A 17,483-nucleotide genomic window follows, 5' to 3' on the forward strand; every position below is an offset into this window, starting at 1 on the left:
CTGGTCAACAACCTCGAGGCCACCGGCGGACGCTACGGCCTGCAGGCCATGTGCGAGGGCGCGGGGATGGCCAACGCCACCATCATCGAACGCCTCTGAGCCGAGCCGGAGGCCAGTCCCGCACCGTCCGATCCTCGACAGAGCTGTGCACGACCGCGGACACCTCCGCCCGCCGGAACTCGGCACCGAAGCCCAGTGCCTCCTAGTTGCGCCTCGATGGGTGGATGACCCTGGGCTCTCCGATCGTCATCCGACGGTGGTGAGTCTGGGGCTGGAAACCCGCAACCCAATCCGATACGATCCGTATAGTATCGAAACCTTCTGGAAAGGAAGGGGAGAAGATTGACACTCCTGCTGGACGATGCTGCGGTGCAATCGGCCTTCGACTGGACCCCGGCCATCGCCGCATTGCGCGACGCCTATGGCGCAGCTCCCGACGAGGCTCGATTCCCGGCCCGGACCATTGCGCGCGGCGGCACCTCGTTCCTGCGGTTGATGAGCGGCACACCCGGCAATGGCGGGTTGATGGGCGTGAAGACCATCGCCGGCGCGATCGGCGTGCGCCAGTTCTCGTACCTCATCTCCCTGTTCGATCAGGAATCCGCGGAACTGGTGGCGCTGCTCGACGGCAATTCGATCACCGGCTACCGCACCGCGGCCACATCGGCGCTCGCCGTCGAGCTGCTGGCCTCACCCGGACCGGTCACGGTTGCGGTCATCGGTTCGGGCTTCGAGGCGAAAAAACATGTCCGCGCCCTCGCGGCGGTGCGCAAGCTCGAAACCGTGCGTGTCTATAGCCCGCGGGCGGAGAGCCGGGCGCGTTTCGCCGACGAGCTGGCCGATCTGGAAACGTCCATCATTGCCGCGGACTCGCCTCAGGCGGCGGTTTCGGGCGCATCCGTGGTGGTCTGCGCGGCGCGTTCCTATGACGAGTCGCCGATTCTGTTGGGTGCGTGGCTCGAGCCGGGAATGACCGTCGTCTCGATCGGCTCGACCGTGCGGGAGCAGCGCGAGGTCGATCCGGAGGTCATCGCACGCGCCGACGTCGTCATCGCCGACGTCCTGGACGAAGTGCTACACGACAGTGGCGATCTCATCGCCGCGGCGCAGGCGGGTATCGACGTCACCGACCGGATCGCCGCGCTGTCCGACCTCGTATCCGGACGGCACCCCGGACGAACGGCCGCCGATCAGATCGTCGTGTACAAGTCCGTTGGCTCCGCCGTTCAGGACTTGGCCGTCGCCGCTATGTGCGCGGACATCGCCCGCAAGTCCGGGCTCGGGTCCGAACTGCCTATCCGCATCCCACCGGTTCACAAGTAAAGGACCCACCATGAGCACTGCTGCCACCGAGAGCCGAACAGTCGCGGACCACACCCTGTTCCGCCACGCGGCGTACATCGACGGACAGTGGATCGAGAACGGCGAATCCGGGCGTTTCACTATCGCCAACCCATCGACCGGTGAACAGCTGGCCGATCTCCCGTCGCTCAGCCGCCCGCAGGTCGCCGCGGCCATCGACGCAGCACACCGCGCCCTGCCCGGCTGGCGGGCCAAATCGGCCAAGCAACGCGCCCAGATCCTCCGGCGCTGGTTCGACCTCGTCAACGAGCACGCCGAGGATCTGGCGCGGTTGATCGTCCTCGAGGAGGGCAAGCCGGCAACCGAGGCGCGCGGTGAAATCGCATATGCAGCATCGTTCATCGAATGGTTCGCCGAAGAGGCCAAAAGGGTGCGCGGCGATGTCTTCCCGGCACCCGATCCCGCCAACCGCGTCCTGGTACTCAAGGAGCCGATCGGGGTGTGCGCCGCGATCACACCGTGGAACTTTCCCGCCGCGATGATCACCCGCAAGGTCGCACCTGCGCTGGCCGCGGGATGCACGATGGTCGTCAAGCCAGCCGGGCAGACCCCGCTCACCGCCCTGGCTCTCGCGGAGCTGGCCACTCGTGCCGGGGTGCCGGCGGGCGTGTTCAGTGTGGTGCTCGGGAAGGCGAGCGAAGTCGGCGCAGAACTCACCGGCAACCCGCTGGTGCGGAAGGTGAGCTTCACCGGTTCGACGGAGGTCGGGCGGCTGCTGCTCCAGCAGTCGGCGGCGACGGTGAAGAAGGCATCGATGGAACTCGGAGGGAACGCGCCGGTACTCGTCTTCGACGACGCGGATCTCGAGGTCGCCGTGTCGGGTGTGGTCGCCGCGAAATACCGCAACACCGGACAGGCGTGCATCAGCGCCAACCGGGTATACGTGCAATCCGGCATCTACGAACGGTTCACCGCGGAGCTGGCCAACCGGGTCGCCGACCTTCCGGTCGGTGACGGTTTCGAGCCGGGCGTCATGCTGGGCCCGCTGATCGACCAGTCTGCTGTCGCCAAAGTCGAAGAACATGTGGCCGACGCCATCGGACAGGGCGCACGTGTGGTGTGCGGTGGTGCGCGACATGACCGGGGCGGGCAGTTCTACCAGCCGACGGTGTTGGCCGATGTCGCCGCCGGTATGAAGGTTACCCGCGAAGAGACCTTCGGCCCGATCACCCCGCTGATACCGTTCACCCACGAGGCGGATGCGATCCGGCAGGCAAACGACACCGAATTCGGCTTGGCCGCCTATGTTTTCAGCCGAGACGCCGAGAGAATCTGGCGTGTCGCGGCAGCTCTCGAGGCTGGCATGGTTGGAATCAACTCCGGCCTGATCTCCAACGAAACCGCGCCCTTCGGCGGCATCAAGCAGTCCGGCCTGGGACGGGAAGGGTCGATCTACGGGATCGACGAGTACATGGAGATGAAGTACCTCGCGTGGGCGGGCAGCGGCGCGAACTGACCGGAGCAATTCAACCGGCCAACACATCGAAACACGTCAACTAATCGAAAACCGAAAGGAACGCCCGTCATGGCTGTTTACACACGCTCCGAAGCCCGGGAATGGGCCCGCGAGAAGCTCGTCGGAGCCGTTAACTGCACCATTCCCTCATTCACGAACGACCTCCGCCGCATCAACGAAAAAGCAATTCGCCACGACATCCGCCTCGCCAAAGAACATGGATTCATCGGCAGCCTCGGAATCTCGGAAATCAGCATCACACTGCCGGAATACCTGGACTTCCTGCGGATATCCAAGGACGAGGCCGGCGACGACTTCTACATCGTCCACCACGCCAGCTGGAACGACCTCGAGCAGAACATCGAAGCCGTCCGGGGCGCAGAGGATGCCGGCGCCGATCTAGTCCTGCTGTCCTACCCGCCGAACTTCTACCCGGAGACCGAACAGGAGATCTTCGACTACACCAAGGCCGTCGCGGACGCGACGAACCTGGGTATCATCCTGTTCCCGATGGTGATCTGGGGTTTCAGCGGCCGCATTCACCCCTCCGATATCCCTACCCGTCTCATACGACGCATGATCGACGAGATCCCCAATGTCGCTGTGGTAAAAGCCGAAGGCGGATTCCCGAGCATCCAGAGCGCGATCGAATGCCATCGCCTCTTCGGTGAGGAGGTCGTCATCTCGATCCCCATCGAAGGCGAGTTGATCCCGCTCTCACAAGTGATCCCCATTCAGCTCTCGGCTACCAGTGATCACGAATACTTCGGCCCCGTGATTCCGCGTGTGATGCAGCTGCTGCGCGACGGCAAATACGATGACGCCACGGAAATTTACTGGCAGTTGCATTCGGCCCGCAAGATCAAGGCGGGACTGTTCAACGGAATGCACGGAGGATCTTTCCTCAACCGCCAGGCGTGGAAGTTCCAGGGCTGGTTGCAGGGCTACAATGGCGGGCCCCTGCGGCAACCTACTCAGCGTATCCATGACCACCAGATGGCCGCGCTGCGCAAGGGTTTGATCGACGCCGGACTGGAGCCGAGCATGGATCCGTTTCGAGAGTTCTTCATCGGCCGCAACCCAGCCTGAACGGAACCAACAAAGGAAGTGTCTCCTGGACAGTCCTGGATCAGCGTGGGTAGTAATTCGGCGCAGTCCGGGGCGATCGACTAGTCGCCTTGGTTGGATGAACAGCCTTTTGGCCGGCGATGGCGTCACCGTCCTGGTCGGTGACCTCATCGCCTGCAAGTTCACTCGACCGATCAGTTACATCCCAACCGCTAGCCGCACTGTTCACGAGGCGTTTCGGGTCCGGGCAGCACATCAGGTCCCTGGAAGATGCTCGAAACGAACATCCGCAGCTACCCAGCGTCGAGACCGATTTGCCCAGAATGGGTTTCACCCGACCTTAGAACTGTTGTTCCAGGCTTCATAGTGACTGGGAGTAGTCGACGTATCGAATCGGGAACTCGCGACCTTGAAGGTCTTCGAAATGCTCTTGCTTGTCATCCATTCTGCGATTGCATGCGTCAGCCGCACCGCATCGATCAAACAAATCCTCACGAGTATTGCCATCGCGCGAGCCAATGCGCGGTGGTTAGTCATCGCAGCGAGCGCGCAACAAGAGCCCTCTTGCCACTCCACTTGGGAGCAGGCTTAGCCGAGGCGAACGGCGTGACCCCCTCGTGGCGGCCCCGTAAGTCTCTGTTTGGGGTAAGCCCAGCGGGCTCAGCAAAGTGCGTAATCAGAAGTATGAGGTGTGTAACGGCATAGCAGCGTCGCCGCCCGGGCACCGCTCCTCCGAGCGTACGGACGGAAAGTGTTGCAGCAACTACAGATCGCCGAGTTGAGCAGACAGGATCTACACCCCAACTTTCAGGAAGGGAAGTTGACGAAGTCTCCCAACAGGTGTGGATTGTCAGAGGGTGGCCCCGATAGCTTTCTCGAGCCACCTTCGTCCGAAGATCGATAACAGCGCCATCGAGCGCCCGTGACGTTGTCGCGGCGCCGCTGCTTCGTCGATGAGACGCCCCGATCGCGTCGGTCGAAGGCGCTTAGCGTCGCCGACAACCCCGATCGCGGCCGGAGTAGGCGTTCCGAACTCGTTCCCGGCGTCGGCTGCGATCCTCGCGGACTAATCGTCGTCGAGGTCGACAAACGACTATCGCCGAGTCCTCTTCGGTTTATTGCCGGGTCGCACGCTGCCGTCCAGAAATAGTCTCCTAAGAGTGTGTTTGAGAACTCGCGATAGCGGGCTTGTGCCTCGCTGAGAATCGAAGAAAGAGGGCTCCTGGTTGGGTCGGTGAGTACCAAGTCCCCGACCACACCAGGAGCCCACAATGACATCATCGCCGATTCCGCCATGCCCGTCGTGCCCACCCCACTCGGCGGGTGGGCACGGTTGCGCGGTGTACCCGTCGTCGGTCACCGACGCAGAGTGGGCGACCCTCGAACCGCTGTTGCCCGCGCCCGGCAGCACGGCAGGCCGCGGCGGTAGACCCGAGAAGCATTGCCGCCGTCTGATAGTGGACGCCATCTTGTACATCGTCCGCGGTGGTATCGCGTGGCGGCAACTGCCGATGGAGTTCCCGCCGGCCGGGACGGTGTACGCGGTCTTCGCCCGCTGGTCCCACAGCGGCGCGTGGCAGCGCATCGTCGACGCGCTGCGCGACCGCCTGCGGGTGCGTGACGGGCGGGACCGGTGCCCGACCGCGGCGATCATCGACTCGCAGACGGTGCCGGCCGCGGATACCGTGCCCCGATCGAGCCGCGGCTGGGATGGCGGCAAGAGAACGAACGGCGTCAAACGGCACATTGCCGTGGATGTGAACGGACTGCTGCTCGCCGTCGTCGTCACCGCTGCCTCGATCCAGGACCGCGACGCCGCGCACCGACTCCTGACCGCACTGCGCGGCAGGTTCTCCACCATCCGGCTGGTCTGGGCCGATGGCGGCTATCCTGGACGGCTGCCCGTCTGGGCGAAAGACGTTCTTTCCCTGCCTATGCAGATCGTCAAACGCATCCCCGGTGCCACCGGGTTCCATGTCCGACCCCGCGTTTGGGCGGTCGAGAGAAGTTTCGCGTGGATCAACAAGCACCGCCGCTGCGTGCGAGACTACGAAACCAGACCCGACCACCACGAGGCCATGGTTCACATCGCAACGATCGCGACCATGACGAGGCGGCTCGCCCGAACCTGACGGTTTTCAAACGCACTCTGAAGGGTGAACCTGGCGACGATCTGATGTTCGGCGGCTCCCCAAGTCACGCTCTGGACGACGCCTTTCGGCTCTGGCTCGACGAACATCCAGATGACTTGGCCCGGATCCGTGAAGAGCGTCCCGACGGCCCGCTGGCGATCTCGCATCGCACCGGCCGGACCGGCACATCACCGGGCGTCCCACGCCGGTACGACACCATATGGATCAGCAAGCACCTGCGCGTCGCAGCGATGAGCTACGACTACGACAGCGCAGTCCCCTCTTGCAGCGACCACGCCCTCGTCCACGCAGAACTCAAACTGCCATAGAATTCACAGGCCATGCGAAGAACCAACCTTGTCTACCAGCGTGTTTTGGTGCGTTCAACTGCCCTAGCAGTCGGGCAGGTTCCCGGTCATAGTGGATTCCACCAGTTGGCGATTTGAACCAGTATGGGAAACCAGAAGGCAGACTCTCCTTCTGAGAACCATCCTGGCAGGTCAGGCAGATTGCCGATCATAGGACCACTCATTCCGCTCAGTTATGTTGCCGCTCATGATCCCCCGCCGAAGAAAGGCGCTATCAAAGTACCGATCCAGTTGAACAAGTTGTACGGGAAAATGTCCCACGGTGAATTTGGCATTATGACTCCTTAGAAGTGGCCGTAGCCAGTCATCCAGCCGGTAATAACCCACATGAACTGTCTGATGCCGAGAACGCGCAGCGCGTTCCGCTTGACGATCAGCGGCGCGACCTCGGGTTCGATGTCGAGGTTCTCGAAGTCCTTCATCCAGCGGTCGACCTGGATGACGGGGAAGTCGGAGCCGAACAGCACCTTGCCTCGGAGCATGCTGTTGGCGGCCTTGACCAGCTGCGGCGCGAAGTTATTCGGCGCCCACCCGGACAGGGTCGGGGTAGTCGGCGGCGACGTCGTCGTCGTCGAGCAGCATCGGGTCGGAGTAGCGCAGTTTGATGCCGTGGCCGCCGGGCAGCCCGGCGCCGATCCCGGTCTGACCGGTGTGAAACAGGGCGGGGACCCCCGCCTCGGCGATCGCCACGTAGAGCGGGTAAAACTGCCGGTCGAATCCCTCCATGCTGGGAAGTCTCGCCCCGGTCCGCATCGACTCACGGAACGGGCGACGCCGACGGCGCAGGCACCGCGAACCGCACCCGGCCGATACCGATGAGGCGATCGGATTCTGGACCTGTTCGATCAGGGACCCGACCCGGTCGTCCGTAGCGGAAGGAGTCCTGAGCTCACTGCTGGTAGTTCTCGACTTCCGGGACCGGACGCACGGCCGCACCGTCGGGATCTTGCCCGGACTCCTGGCGGGCACGGCGTTGGCGGAGCAAGTCCCAGCACTGATCGAGTGCTACCTCGACCCGGCGGAGTTGGTCGTGTTCCTCGCCGGGGGTCAGTTCGCCGGCCTGGACCCGGTCCCGCAACTCATGCTCGCGCGCGATGAGGGACTCGATCTGCGCGAGAGGGTCTGGCTGATTCATCACATCTCCGTCGTTTCGGTGGTTGCCGCAGTGATCGTCGAGTGCTGGAATCGGGATACCCCGGAATGGACCAGCGAAATCTGTCAGCCGTTCGATGGAACGAGGCACCGTGGGTGCGGCGACTGCTCCCGGCCGTGGTGAGGCCACACGCTCGGGCGGCGATACCGTGATGCCGTTCGCCGCCAACGTCGCCGTCGAGGTCGACGGCGTGTGCGTGATGCCGGGCGACTATCTGTATGCCGATGCCAGTGGCGCGGTCGTGATCCCCGCCGCAAGTCTGCACTGGGTGATCGACGAGGCGATCGACATCGAGGCCGAGGACTCCCGCTTCGCCGAGGAGATCGCACAGGAGGACCCAGCAGCCATGCGACGCCGCGATGCCTCCTCGACCGAACGTTGAGCCGAAAACCGGTGTCGAGCGAACCGCAGGTTGTGTACGTTTGCTCGGGTCGGTCTGGAACCGATTCGAAGCGACGGTGAAGTATCCGCCCGTGGGCAGGCCGCTGTCGACGGAAATCCTCCTGAGCCCTGGGCCCGGGTGACGTTCGTCGCTGAGGACAACGCACTGGTTCCAACTTCACGACGGGCAGTGACCGACAGTACACAAGTTGGCGGCGATCACCGTGTATGTCACCGACGCCGCGGGCAGCAACAGTCTCGAACTCGACATGATCGTCACCGCCGACGCCATCAGCGAACCGCGCTCCCCGTAACTGCCGAAGCCCTGAGACGCCGTCGGCGGTGGCGCCGCCTCGACGTGACCCGCTGCCGGTACCGAGCGCACTCGACTTCCGACCGGTGATCCGCCTACTCGGCGGCCCGGCCAGGGCCCCGCCAATGCCCCTGCCGCAACGGGCGATCCGGACGCCCTGACACCCACCTCAGGGGTGGTGTGCGATCCCTATCGGACACGAACGTCCCCCATCACAACCCGGATCCACCACGTGACGAGTGTTCCCGATGGGGTTGCGTCGACTGCGGGGTGTGGTCGTCGAGCTCGAGGGCGACCGCGCGCGTGAGGGCGTCCTCGGCTGGGAGCGCGGCCTGCTCGGCGGGCGAGAGATCGTAGCGGGAGACGGCGATCGGCTGGGTGGTGCCGGCCAGTGCGTACCTGACGACGGACTCGTTCTTGTCCGCCACCAGGAGCATCCCGACCGTGGGCTGGTGCTGTGGCCTGCGCAGCCTGTCCTCGACGAGGGCGACATAGAAGCCGAGCTGGCCAGCGTCGCGCGGGTCGAATTTCGTGGTCTTGAGTTCGATGACCACGTACCGGAGTTGCTCGACGTGGAAGAACAGCAAGTCGACGAAGAAGTCATCGCCCTCCACATCGAAGTGGACCTGGCGGCCCACGAACGCGAACCCGGGGCCCAGCTCGCGGAGGGTGTCGATGATGCGCTCGACGAGCCGATCCTCGAGCTGCCGCTCGGCGGCGTCCCCGTCGATGGCGAGGAACTCGAGCGTGAACGGATCCTTGGTGATCTGCTGAGCAAGCTCGGAATCGGTGCGCTCGAGAGCGTGCGGGAAGTTGGACGGGGCCGCACCCTCTCGCAGGTGCAGGTCGGTCTTGATCTGGTGTGCCAACATGGGACGACTCCAGCCGTGTGCGATGTCCTTGGCGCTGTACCAGTCGCGCAACTCGGCGTCATCGAGCTTCTCGAGCAACTCGATGACATGGCCCCAGGGCAATTGGCCAACGGGTCGTTGACCGATTGCATCCTGGTCGGGCCACGCTTCGGCGAACCTGCGCATGTACTTGAGGTTGGCCGGCGAGAACCCCTTCGCACCGGGAAACTCTGTGCGCAGATCCGCGGAGAGCCGGGAGAGGACCTTGCTGCCCCATGGGGCCGTCTTCTGTCGCTCGATGATCGTCGCCCCGATCTGCCAGTAGAGCCTGAGCAGTTCGGTGTTCACCCGGCGCTGGGCGATGTAGCGCGCCTCATGCACAAGCCGCTTGATGCTCTCGAGCGTGGCGGCGTAGTCGGTAGGGACGGGAGGACATTCCTCGACGCTAACGGAACCGGCTGACCCCGCTGTTATCGCGGGGACGCCACCCAACTGGAGCCGGCCTGAAGCGGCAGTGGAATCTGGGCCACCGACCGGGGTCCGTGCGAGGATCGGCTATCGGCCCGGCGGGCGGAGATTCGCGGCCGATCGAGGTGGGCGGAACTGCGCGATCGCGCAACGATGCCCCGTGTCGGGAGGCGATCCCGTCTGACGCCGCCCGCCGTGGGGTTGACGTCGAAGCTCGAGCCCCGCAAGGTTCGGTGAAGGTGCAGCATGGGTATCGGCTTCGACGGAGGCCCAGTTGAAGTGGCTGGTGGTGAACGGAATTCACAGTCACCGGCGTCGCCCTGCAGGAGTTACTCGACCGCTACGCCGTACTACCAGCAGATTCCGATGGCCAGATCGGGGAGCAGTAAGGTGAGCGCCGAATCGGTGAAGATTTCGCCAGTGTCAAGAACTTGGGCAACCTCCGTTTCCTGTTGTCGCGGAGAGTTTCTGAAGACGGAAGATGAGACCATGCACCGACTTGCTGCGGTTGCGCGTCCGGGCGTATCAAGCCGGCGCGGGGGAGTCCAGGCGGTGGCTGTTTGCGAGCAACTCCATTGATTCTGCGACGGCGTCGATGGTGGTAGCAACGAACCCCGGAATCTCGCTATAGGCGACTGATTGCGTGACCATGCCATCGACTGTTGCCGAGATTGCGTGCACTAGGGGTTCGATGAGGTTTTCGTCGTCCTCCGGTCGCATCCCTTCACGCATGCGCGCTGCGAGCATGGTGAATGCCAAGTCGTAGGTCTTTCGCGCTGTCGCCGGATCCTGGCGATATACCCAGAAGAAGAGCTCCAGCTGTGTCTGTGAGTACCCGGATTCCGACTTGTACCAGTCCATCATTTGCCGGAGCAGCGTCGCGGCCGTCCGTCCGAGACCGGCCTTGGGGCGAACCGACCACACGGTCTCCCCGAGTGTGCGGATCATGTGCTCGTAGATGTCGTAGAACAGTTCCTCTTTGGACGAGTAGTAGTAGTGCAAAGTCGCCAGGGGTGCATTCGCCTCGGCTGCGATCCGTCGTGTGGTGGCACCGTCGACGCCATGTTCGGCAATCACGCGCACGGCCGACTCGATGAAATCAACCCGCCGCTTCTGCGCTCGTGTCCTCGGCATTTGCACCCCCGGGTCGTATGAACTGGTATTTGGTCGAAATGGTACGGAACGCCCTTTTTCACCTGTGTGCACGTCCTCGCGAGCAGGGGGCTGGAGGTCGCGGGTACGAGCTCTCCAAAGCCAAAGCTGATCATATGATCAGATTTTAGGAGATCCGCACTAATCGGGCAACCCTAGGCTGTCGCCGCCGCCATGTCTGGTCCTTGAGATGTCGGATCATGATCCGTTTGCATCGAAATATGCAGGTAAGACGCCTGTCGTGACCGAAGTTTCGATCTCTGGGCCAAGTCAGCGACAAGAAACCGGTCGGTGGCATTGACCACAGTGGAGTTTAGTGTCACGCTCTTAGTGAGCACCGGACGGGACGATTGATCAAGGTTCCCCGGGTGAACCCACAACCCCGGCGCACCGCACACGCGTCCAAGTCGGCGTGCTCCGCCATCTTCGTTCGACATGCGCCGCGTAGCGCCCCCAGGGAGAACCATGTCCGATACCACCGCCCCGACTCCTCCGAGTTACCGAGCTCCCGCGGAGCCCCGAGAGCTTCAAACTGGGCACCTCGGTCGCACTCAGTTGATCTCGCTCTCGCTGGCGTCATTCGTACCCGCCGTTGGGATGGCCCTCGTACCGATGCTGATGTTCTCGGCAGCAGGAGTTCAGGCCTGGCCCTCCGCCCTGCTGTCGATGTTCGCGGTCATCTGCGTCGGCGTCGCGGTCATCTCCTTTGCACGGCGGTTCGTCGCTTCCGGGTCGCTCTACTCCTATATCGGAGAGGCATTCGGCCCCTGGGCCCGCTACCTCACTGCGGCGGGACTATTCACCGGCTTCGTCGTCCAGGTCGCCGGCATCGCTGGCATCATCGGAATCTTTACCGGCAGCTTTCTTACATCTTTGGGCATGGACAATGCCCTCGAGCTGGGTCCGCAATCCGTCATCTACCTCGGTGCGATCGGTATCGGTGCATTCGTCGCAATCCGCGGTCTCGATACCTCGGTGCGGGTAGCGGTCGCCCTCGCTCTCATCTCAATCCCACTCATGGTGCTCATTACCATTGCCAGTGGGATTCACACCGGCCTCGACCTGTCCCAGCAGCTCGACTTCTCCGCCTTTAACCTGAACGGGACGCTGCAAGGCGTTGCCAGCGGTGCCGCGTTTCTGGTCGGCTTCGAAAGCTGCACGTCACTCGCGGCCGAGACCCGTGATCCCAAACGCAACGTTCCGTTGGCAGTCATGTCGGTCCCAGTCCTGCTCGGGGTCGTATATCTGGGCTGCACCATCATTCAGACCCCTGGGCTTGCAGCCGCGAGTGATGCACTAAGGGACGGTGCCTCGCCACCGGCCGCGCTCGCAATTGAAGCTGGTCTCCCTTCAGATGTCGCAACGGCAACGGACTTGGTTCTCGCTATCGCGACGTTCGCTTCAATGATCGGATTTCTCAACTATGGGGCCCGGTTCGCAATGACACTTGGTCTCGACGGACTCCTGCCCGCCAAATCCGGCGTGATCCACTCCCGCTACCACTCTCCGTATGTCGCCATCGGAATCTTGTCGATCACCGGATTCCTGCTGATGTCGTTACTGGTGCTGGTCTCCGGCACGGTCACCACCGCGTACAACGCAATTGCCACTCTCTGTGTGTACGCATGGATTCCGCCATATCTGTTGATCGCTGCCGGCGCTATCGGACTTTCGATCAAGCAAGGCCGGTTCTCACTGAAGATCGCCGGTGCTGCGGTCCTCGGTGGCGCTGCGATGGGTTGGGTCTACATCAATGGCATCGTCAACCCGCCGCCCGCCCCACTAGATGCGATGTCGTGGGTCGTTGTTGTCGTGATGGTCCTGATGCTCGCGATCTTTGGTCTAACGAGCCGCGCAGGAAGATCGCGCCTGCTAACTAGCCAGGCCGCTGGCGATTCGGATGACACCGACCTCTAGTGGAGGCGAGGTGAATAGATCAACCAAGCTCGGCATGCCATCAGATAAGCGGACAAGCATTTTCACGGTGCACTCGTAGACGCCGCGCTCAGTGCATGCCTATGGCGGTTCCATTCGGGCCGACCAGGCAACGGTGAGCGAGAAGAGAGGAACGAAACAATGAGTATGAGGATCGTCGGCTACAGCGATCGCCTCAGCGTCGAGCACGGCGATGAGATCGCGTTCATGGTCAGCACAGAGGAGACCACCTATCACGCGGAGATGGTGCGGTTGATTCATGGCGACGACAACCCCGCAGGACCGGGATTCAAGTCGGTGCACATTCCCAGTTCAGTCGATGGAGACCATGAGGGGCTGTTGCAGGTACTGAGGCCGGGGTCCTACGTGAGGGTCCCGCATCGCGAGGGGCTGGATACCCAAAACAGTTTCACTATCCAGTTATGGATGTGGCCGACCACCCCGGACCGGGATACTCAGACACTGTTCGCGCAAAGGGGCACGAGTGGCGATGGCTACGCGCTGTCTCTGGAGAATAGTTATCTCACCCTGCGAATCGGTGAAACCGAGTTGACTGTCCAGAGTCGGGTGGAGGCCCGGGTGTGGCACTTCGTGAGTGTCGTGTTCGACGCAAATACCGGCGATGTCGAACTGACCTTGGAGCCGATATGCGCAACACGTTCCGGTACGAACAATTCAGCCCGCAAGTCGACTACCGGAAACACTTACAGTTCGAGCGATATTTTCATCGGTGGCCAGGAACGGTTTGACAGCGGAGAGCTTTCAGTCGGCAGTTTCTACAATGGGAAAATCGAGGCGCCACGCCTTTACAACAGAGCGCTGGATGACACTGAGTTGGCGGCACTTCGCGAGGCACGGGATCCACTTCCGCAGGCAGGCCTAGTCGCGGCGTGGGACTTTTCCCGCGACATCAGCACCTGGTCGGTCACGGACTCATCCGGTCACGAATTCCATGGTCGCGCCGTGAATATGCCGATGCGTGCGGCCACAGGACGCAACTGGGACGGCAAGGAAACGTCGTGGAGTCATGTGCCGGATCAGTACGGTGCCATTCATTTCCACGACGACGATCTCTCGGACGCAGACTGGAAACAATCGATTCAGTGGAAGGTTCCCAATGAACTCCCGAGCGGCGTCTACGCTCTTCATGTCACGGTCGGCGACGCCGAGGATTTCATTCCGTTCACGGTCAGGCCCGGACTTGGTAAGCCAACCGCCAAGATCGTCTTGCTTCTACCAACGTTCAGCTACCTCGCCTACGCGAATGAAAGACTACTCGACACCGTAGAAGGCATGGGCCACGTGGATTACCCGCGTCAGGACCAGGACCGCTACACCGTAGAGAACCGCCTGCTCAGCCTGTACGACACACACAGCGACGGCTCGGGTGTCTGTTACTCATCCCGACTACGGCCAATCGTCAACATGCGACCCAAGTGCGTGATGCAATGGTTGGACGAAGGTCGCGGATCGCCGCACGGATTGAATGCAGATCTGTACCTGGTGGACTGGCTGTATGAACACGGCTTCGACTTCGACGTTGTCACCGATGAGGACCTGCATCACGAAGGCGCTCAGCTTCTCGAACCGTACAACGTCGTTCTTACTGGCACTCATAGCGAGTACTGGTCAAATGAGATGATCGATGCCGCCCAGGCGTACTTGCACCTGGGTGGGCGAATGATGTATCTCGGCGGGAACGGGATGTACTGGGTCACCCAACTGGACCCAGAAACCGGAGCAAGCGTCGAAGTTCGGCGACGGGGCCCTTCGACGCGGATGTGGGAACCGGAGCCGGGCGAGGCGCATCTCAGCAGTACGGGTGAGCTCGGGGGAATCTGGCGTTACCGCGGCAGAGCACCACAAAGTTGGCTGGGTGTCGGATTTACGGCAGAGACTTCTGGTCACGGTCGGCCCTATGTCCGGCAACCTGATAGCTTCGAGCCGGACGCTGCCTTCGTTTTCGACGGAATCGATGACGATGAGCTGATTGGTGACCTGCCGAACCTCGTGCAAACCTACGGGGCGGCTGGTTACGAGTTCGACCGGGCCGACTTCCGACTCGGGACTCCTGCGCACACAAAGATATTGGCCACCGCGTCGGGATACTCTGATGCCGCTCAGGCCGCCTGTGAAGAGATCATGACGTCGGACTCCCAACAGAGCGGATCGGTCAATCCGTTGGTGAAGACAGACATGGTGCTGCTCGACTACCCGGACGGTGGCGCGGTATTCACGCCGGGAGCGATTGCGTGGTGTGGATGCCTATCGCAGAACGGGTACGACAACAATGTCTCGCGCGTAGCCTCGAACGTTCTCAGGGCTTTTGCGTCTGATGAACGGGATTTTCGCGCCGCTGCAGCCAACACGGTGGCACAAGACGTGACGGCGTAACAAGGATCTACGACTCTTCCCTTCACCCCACCCCGAGTTGRCTGCCTCGCCGACAGCTCGGGGTGGGAGCGAGGGCTCCACATGGTTTCATCTGATCGATCAATGGAGAGCTAAATGCCAATGGACAGTGGTATCAAAGCCGTCCAAGAGTACGTACAGCAGACCTACCCGCCGAGCCCCGAGTTCACCGCGGCCGCGAACGCCGGCCCCGACCTCCAGGCTGCCGCCGACGAAGACCGCCTCGCATTCTGGGCGAAGCAGGCCGAGCGCCTGCACTGGCACGCCCCCTTCTCCGAGGTCCTCGACTGGTCCGACGCSCCCGTCGCGAAGTGGTTCGTGAACGGACGGCTCAACGTCGCCTACAACTGCGTCGACCGCCACGTCCTCGCCGGCAACGGCGACCGCGTCGCCATCCACTTCGARGGCGAACCGGGCGACACCCGCGACCTGACCTACAACGACCTGCTCGCCGAAGTCAGCAAGGCCGCCAACACCTTCASCGACCTCGGACTCGTCGCCGGCGACCGCGTCGCGATCTACATGCCGATGATCCCCGAGGCCATCGTCACCATGCTCGCCTGCGCCCGYCTCGGCCTCACCCAYTCGGTGGTGTTCGCCGGCTTCTCCGCCAGCGCCCTGCGCTCMCGCATCGACGACGCCGAAGCCAAGCTCGTCGTCACCGTCGACGGACAGTGGCGCCGCGGCCAGGCCGCACCCCTCAAGCCCGCCGTCGACGAAGCGGTGGACGGCGCCGAGTCSGTCAAGCACGTGCTSGTSGTCAAGCGCACCGGCATCGACGTCGACACCACCGAGGGTCGTGACYTGTGGTGGCACGAGACCGTCGAGAAGGCGGAGGGCACCCATCAGGCGCAGCCGTTCGACTCCGAGCACCCGCTGTTCATCCTGTACACCTCCGGCACCACCGGAAAGCCCAAGGGCATCATCCACACCTCCGGCGGCTACCTCACCCAGGCGTCGTACACCCACCACAACGTGTTCGACCACAAGGCCGGGCAGGACGTGTACTGGTGCACCGCCGACATCGGCTGGGTCACCGGCCACAGCTACATCGTCTACGGGCCACTCTCGAACGGTGTCACCCAGGTGGTCTACGAGGGCACCCCGAACTCCCCCGACGAACACCGCCACTTCCAGATCATCGAGAARTACSGCGTCAGCATCTACTACACCGCACCCACCCTGGTGCGCACCTTCATGAAGTGGGGYMGSGACATTCCCGACGCCCACGAYCTGTCCTCGATCCGGCTCCTCGGCTCGGTCGGCGAACCGATCAACCCCGAGGCCTGGAAGTGGTTCCGCGAGGTGATCGGCGGGAACACGGCCCCGATCGTCGACACCTGGTGGCAGACCGAGACCGGCGCGATCATGATCTCCCCGCTTCCCGGGATCACCGCCACCAAGCCCGGATCSGCGATGGCACCSCTGCCCGGCATCTCCGCGAAGATCGTCGACGACGACGCCAACGAACTCGGCGCCGGCGGCTCCGGCTACCTCGTGCTCGACAAGCCGTGGCCGGCGATGCTCCGCGGCATCTGGGGCGACATGGACCGCTACCGCGAAACCTACTGGTCCCGCTACCTAGAGCAGGGCTGGTACTTCGCCGGCGACGGCGCCAAGTACGACGAGGACGGCGCCCTGTGGGTGCTCGGCCGCGTCGACGACGTCATGAACGTCTCCGGGCACCGCATCTCCACCTCCGAGGTCGAATCCGCCCTCGTCGGGCACCACGGTGTCGCCGAGGCCGCCGTCGTCGGCGCCGCSGACGAGACCACCGGCCAGGGCATCGTCGCGTTCGTCATCCTCCGCGAGGGYGTCGAGAACACCGGCGACACCCTCATCGCCGAACTCAAGGCCGAAGTGTCCCGGGAGATCAGCCCGATCGCCAAGCCCCGCCAGATCACGATCGTCCCCGAACTCCCCAAGACGAGGTCGGGCAAGATCATGCGACGCCTGCTCAAGGACATCGCCGAAGGCCGCGACCTCGGCGACACCTCCACGCTCGTCGACCCCAAGGTCTTCGACGCGATCCGCGGCAAGTAGGGCGCTCCGCGCCCCGTGAGTGGTTGACGAGTCCCTGCACTCCTCAACCACTCACGGGCGGCGAAGCCGCCACAGCGTCTGCTCCTCGCCGATACCCTTCAGACCGGTCGTGAAGACGTCGCACCGGTAGTCCGATTCCGCCAGCAACGGCGCCACCTCCGGGTCGTCGTGAACGGCCCGGGACAGGACGATGTCGCCGCCCGCCGCACACCCCTGCACCCGCGCCGCCAAGTTGACGGTCGCGCCGAAGTAGTCGATCCGGCCGTCGTTGTCGATCATCACGGCGGGCCCCTGATGCAGCCCGACCTTCAACGCCACCGAGTCGTCGTCACCGAGGTGCCCGCGACGGAAATCGTCCCAGCCGGACTGCATCGACGCCGCCGCCGACC

At 63.2% G+C, this 17,483-nt stretch carries 12 protein-coding genes and 1 pseudogene; 8 read left to right on the forward strand and 5 right to left on the reverse strand.

What is annotated here, in order from left to right; genetic code table 11:
- Positions 1–342 precede the first annotated feature (342 nt).
- The 4 genes from AC1D1G_RS28230 (at position 343) to AC1D1G_RS28245 (ending at position 6,018) form a co-directional block, all read left to right on the forward strand.
- Positions 343–1,323 carry an ornithine cyclodeaminase family protein gene (locus tag AC1D1G_RS28230; protein WP_477954598.1) on the forward strand — a complete coding sequence of 327 codons (981 nt, stop codon included), beginning with the start codon at positions 343–345 and terminating at the stop codon, positions 1,321–1,323.
- Positions 1,324–1,333: 10 nt separating this feature from the next.
- On the forward strand, positions 1,334–2,818 hold the full coding sequence (locus AC1D1G_RS28235; RefSeq protein ID WP_477954600.1) for an NAD-dependent succinate-semialdehyde dehydrogenase: 1,485 nt from the start codon (positions 1,334–1,336) through the stop codon (positions 2,816–2,818).
- A gap of 69 nt (positions 2,819–2,887) precedes the next feature.
- Entirely contained in the window at positions 2,888–3,907 is a 1,020-nt protein-coding gene (locus tag AC1D1G_RS28240; RefSeq protein ID WP_477954602.1) for a dihydrodipicolinate synthase family protein, read from the forward strand.
- Between the two features lie 1,250 nt (positions 3,908–5,157).
- Positions 5,158–6,018, forward strand: coding sequence for an IS5 family transposase (locus AC1D1G_RS28245; protein ID WP_477954604.1), 861 nt, complete (start codon positions 5,158–5,160; stop codon positions 6,016–6,018).
- A 652-nt stretch (positions 6,019–6,670) separates the two neighbouring features.
- Here the strand turns inward: AC1D1G_RS28245 and AC1D1G_RS28250 are convergent.
- Both AC1D1G_RS28250 and AC1D1G_RS28255 read right to left on the reverse strand, forming a co-directional pair.
- Positions 6,671–7,202: pseudogene (locus tag AC1D1G_RS28250) on the reverse strand (amidohydrolase family protein); the annotation flags it as partial.
- Positions 7,203–7,275: 73 nt separating this feature from the next.
- On the reverse strand, positions 7,276–7,521 hold the full coding sequence (locus tag AC1D1G_RS28255) for a DUF2630 family protein (RefSeq protein WP_477954605.1): 246 nt from the start codon (positions 7,519–7,521) through the stop codon (positions 7,276–7,278).
- 109 nt (positions 7,522–7,630) lie between these two features.
- Here AC1D1G_RS28255 and AC1D1G_RS28260 point away from each other — a divergent pair, with 109 nt between their 5' ends.
- The gene (locus AC1D1G_RS28260; protein WP_477954606.1) at positions 7,631–7,921 is read left to right on the forward strand and encodes an RraA family protein; all 291 of its coding nucleotides are present in this window, start codon (positions 7,631–7,633) and stop codon (positions 7,919–7,921) included.
- 524 nt (positions 7,922–8,445) lie between these two features.
- Here the strand turns inward: AC1D1G_RS28260 and AC1D1G_RS28265 are convergent.
- Positions 8,446–9,465, reverse strand: coding sequence for a PDDEXK nuclease domain-containing protein (locus tag AC1D1G_RS28265; RefSeq protein WP_477954607.1), 1,020 nt, complete (start codon positions 9,463–9,465; stop codon positions 8,446–8,448).
- A gap of 612 nt (positions 9,466–10,077) precedes the next feature.
- A complete protein-coding gene (locus AC1D1G_RS28270; RefSeq protein WP_477954608.1) occupies positions 10,078–10,635 on the reverse strand; it encodes a TetR/AcrR family transcriptional regulator in 558 nt (185 codons plus the stop codon).
- 534 nt (positions 10,636–11,169) lie between these two features.
- On the opposite strand from AC1D1G_RS28270, the gene AC1D1G_RS28275 reads away from it, so the two are divergent.
- The 3 genes from AC1D1G_RS28275 to acs all read left to right on the forward strand — a co-directional run bounded on the left by AC1D1G_RS28275 (position 11,170) and on the right by acs (position 17,094).
- Positions 11,170–12,621, forward strand: coding sequence for an APC family permease (locus AC1D1G_RS28275; RefSeq protein ID WP_477954612.1), 1,452 nt, complete (start codon positions 11,170–11,172; stop codon positions 12,619–12,621).
- Positions 12,622–12,780: 159 nt separating this feature from the next.
- Positions 12,781–15,033, forward strand: coding sequence for a N,N-dimethylformamidase beta subunit family domain-containing protein (locus tag AC1D1G_RS28280; RefSeq protein ID WP_477954615.1), 2,253 nt, complete (start codon positions 12,781–12,783; stop codon positions 15,031–15,033).
- 114 nt (positions 15,034–15,147) lie between these two features.
- Complete coding sequence (acs, locus tag AC1D1G_RS28285) at positions 15,148–17,094, forward strand: acetate--CoA ligase (RefSeq protein WP_477954617.1); 1,947 nt, start codon at positions 15,148–15,150, stop codon at positions 17,092–17,094.
- 51 nt (positions 17,095–17,145) lie between these two features.
- Here the strand turns inward: acs and AC1D1G_RS28290 are convergent.
- A partial coding sequence (locus tag AC1D1G_RS28290; RefSeq protein ID WP_477954619.1) for an adenylate/guanylate cyclase domain-containing protein occupies positions 17,146–17,483 on the reverse strand: 338 nt, incomplete at its 5' end.

This window comes from Rhodococcus sp. P3_B8 (assembly GCF_056402775.1).

Excerpts from the sequence above, each read along its gene's own strand:
- AC1D1G_RS28280 (WP_477954615.1), top strand. The coding sequence starts at position 12,781 with ATGAGTATGAGGATCGTCGGCTACAGCGATCGCCTCAGCGTCGAGCAC.
- AC1D1G_RS28255 (WP_477954605.1), bottom strand. The coding sequence starts at position 7,521 with ATGAATCAGCCAGACCCTCTCGCGCAGATCGAGTCCCTCATCGCGCGC.
- AC1D1G_RS28235 (WP_477954600.1), top strand. The coding sequence starts at position 1,334 with ATGAGCACTGCTGCCACCGAGAGCCGAACAGTCGCGGACCACACCCTG.
- AC1D1G_RS28275 (WP_477954612.1), top strand. The coding sequence starts at position 11,170 with ATGTCCGATACCACCGCCCCGACTCCTCCGAGTTACCGAGCTCCCGCG.
- AC1D1G_RS28240 (WP_477954602.1), top strand. The coding sequence starts at position 2,888 with ATGGCTGTTTACACACGCTCCGAAGCCCGGGAATGGGCCCGCGAGAAG.
- AC1D1G_RS28245 (WP_477954604.1), top strand. The coding sequence starts at position 5,158 with ATGACATCATCGCCGATTCCGCCATGCCCGTCGTGCCCACCCCACTCG.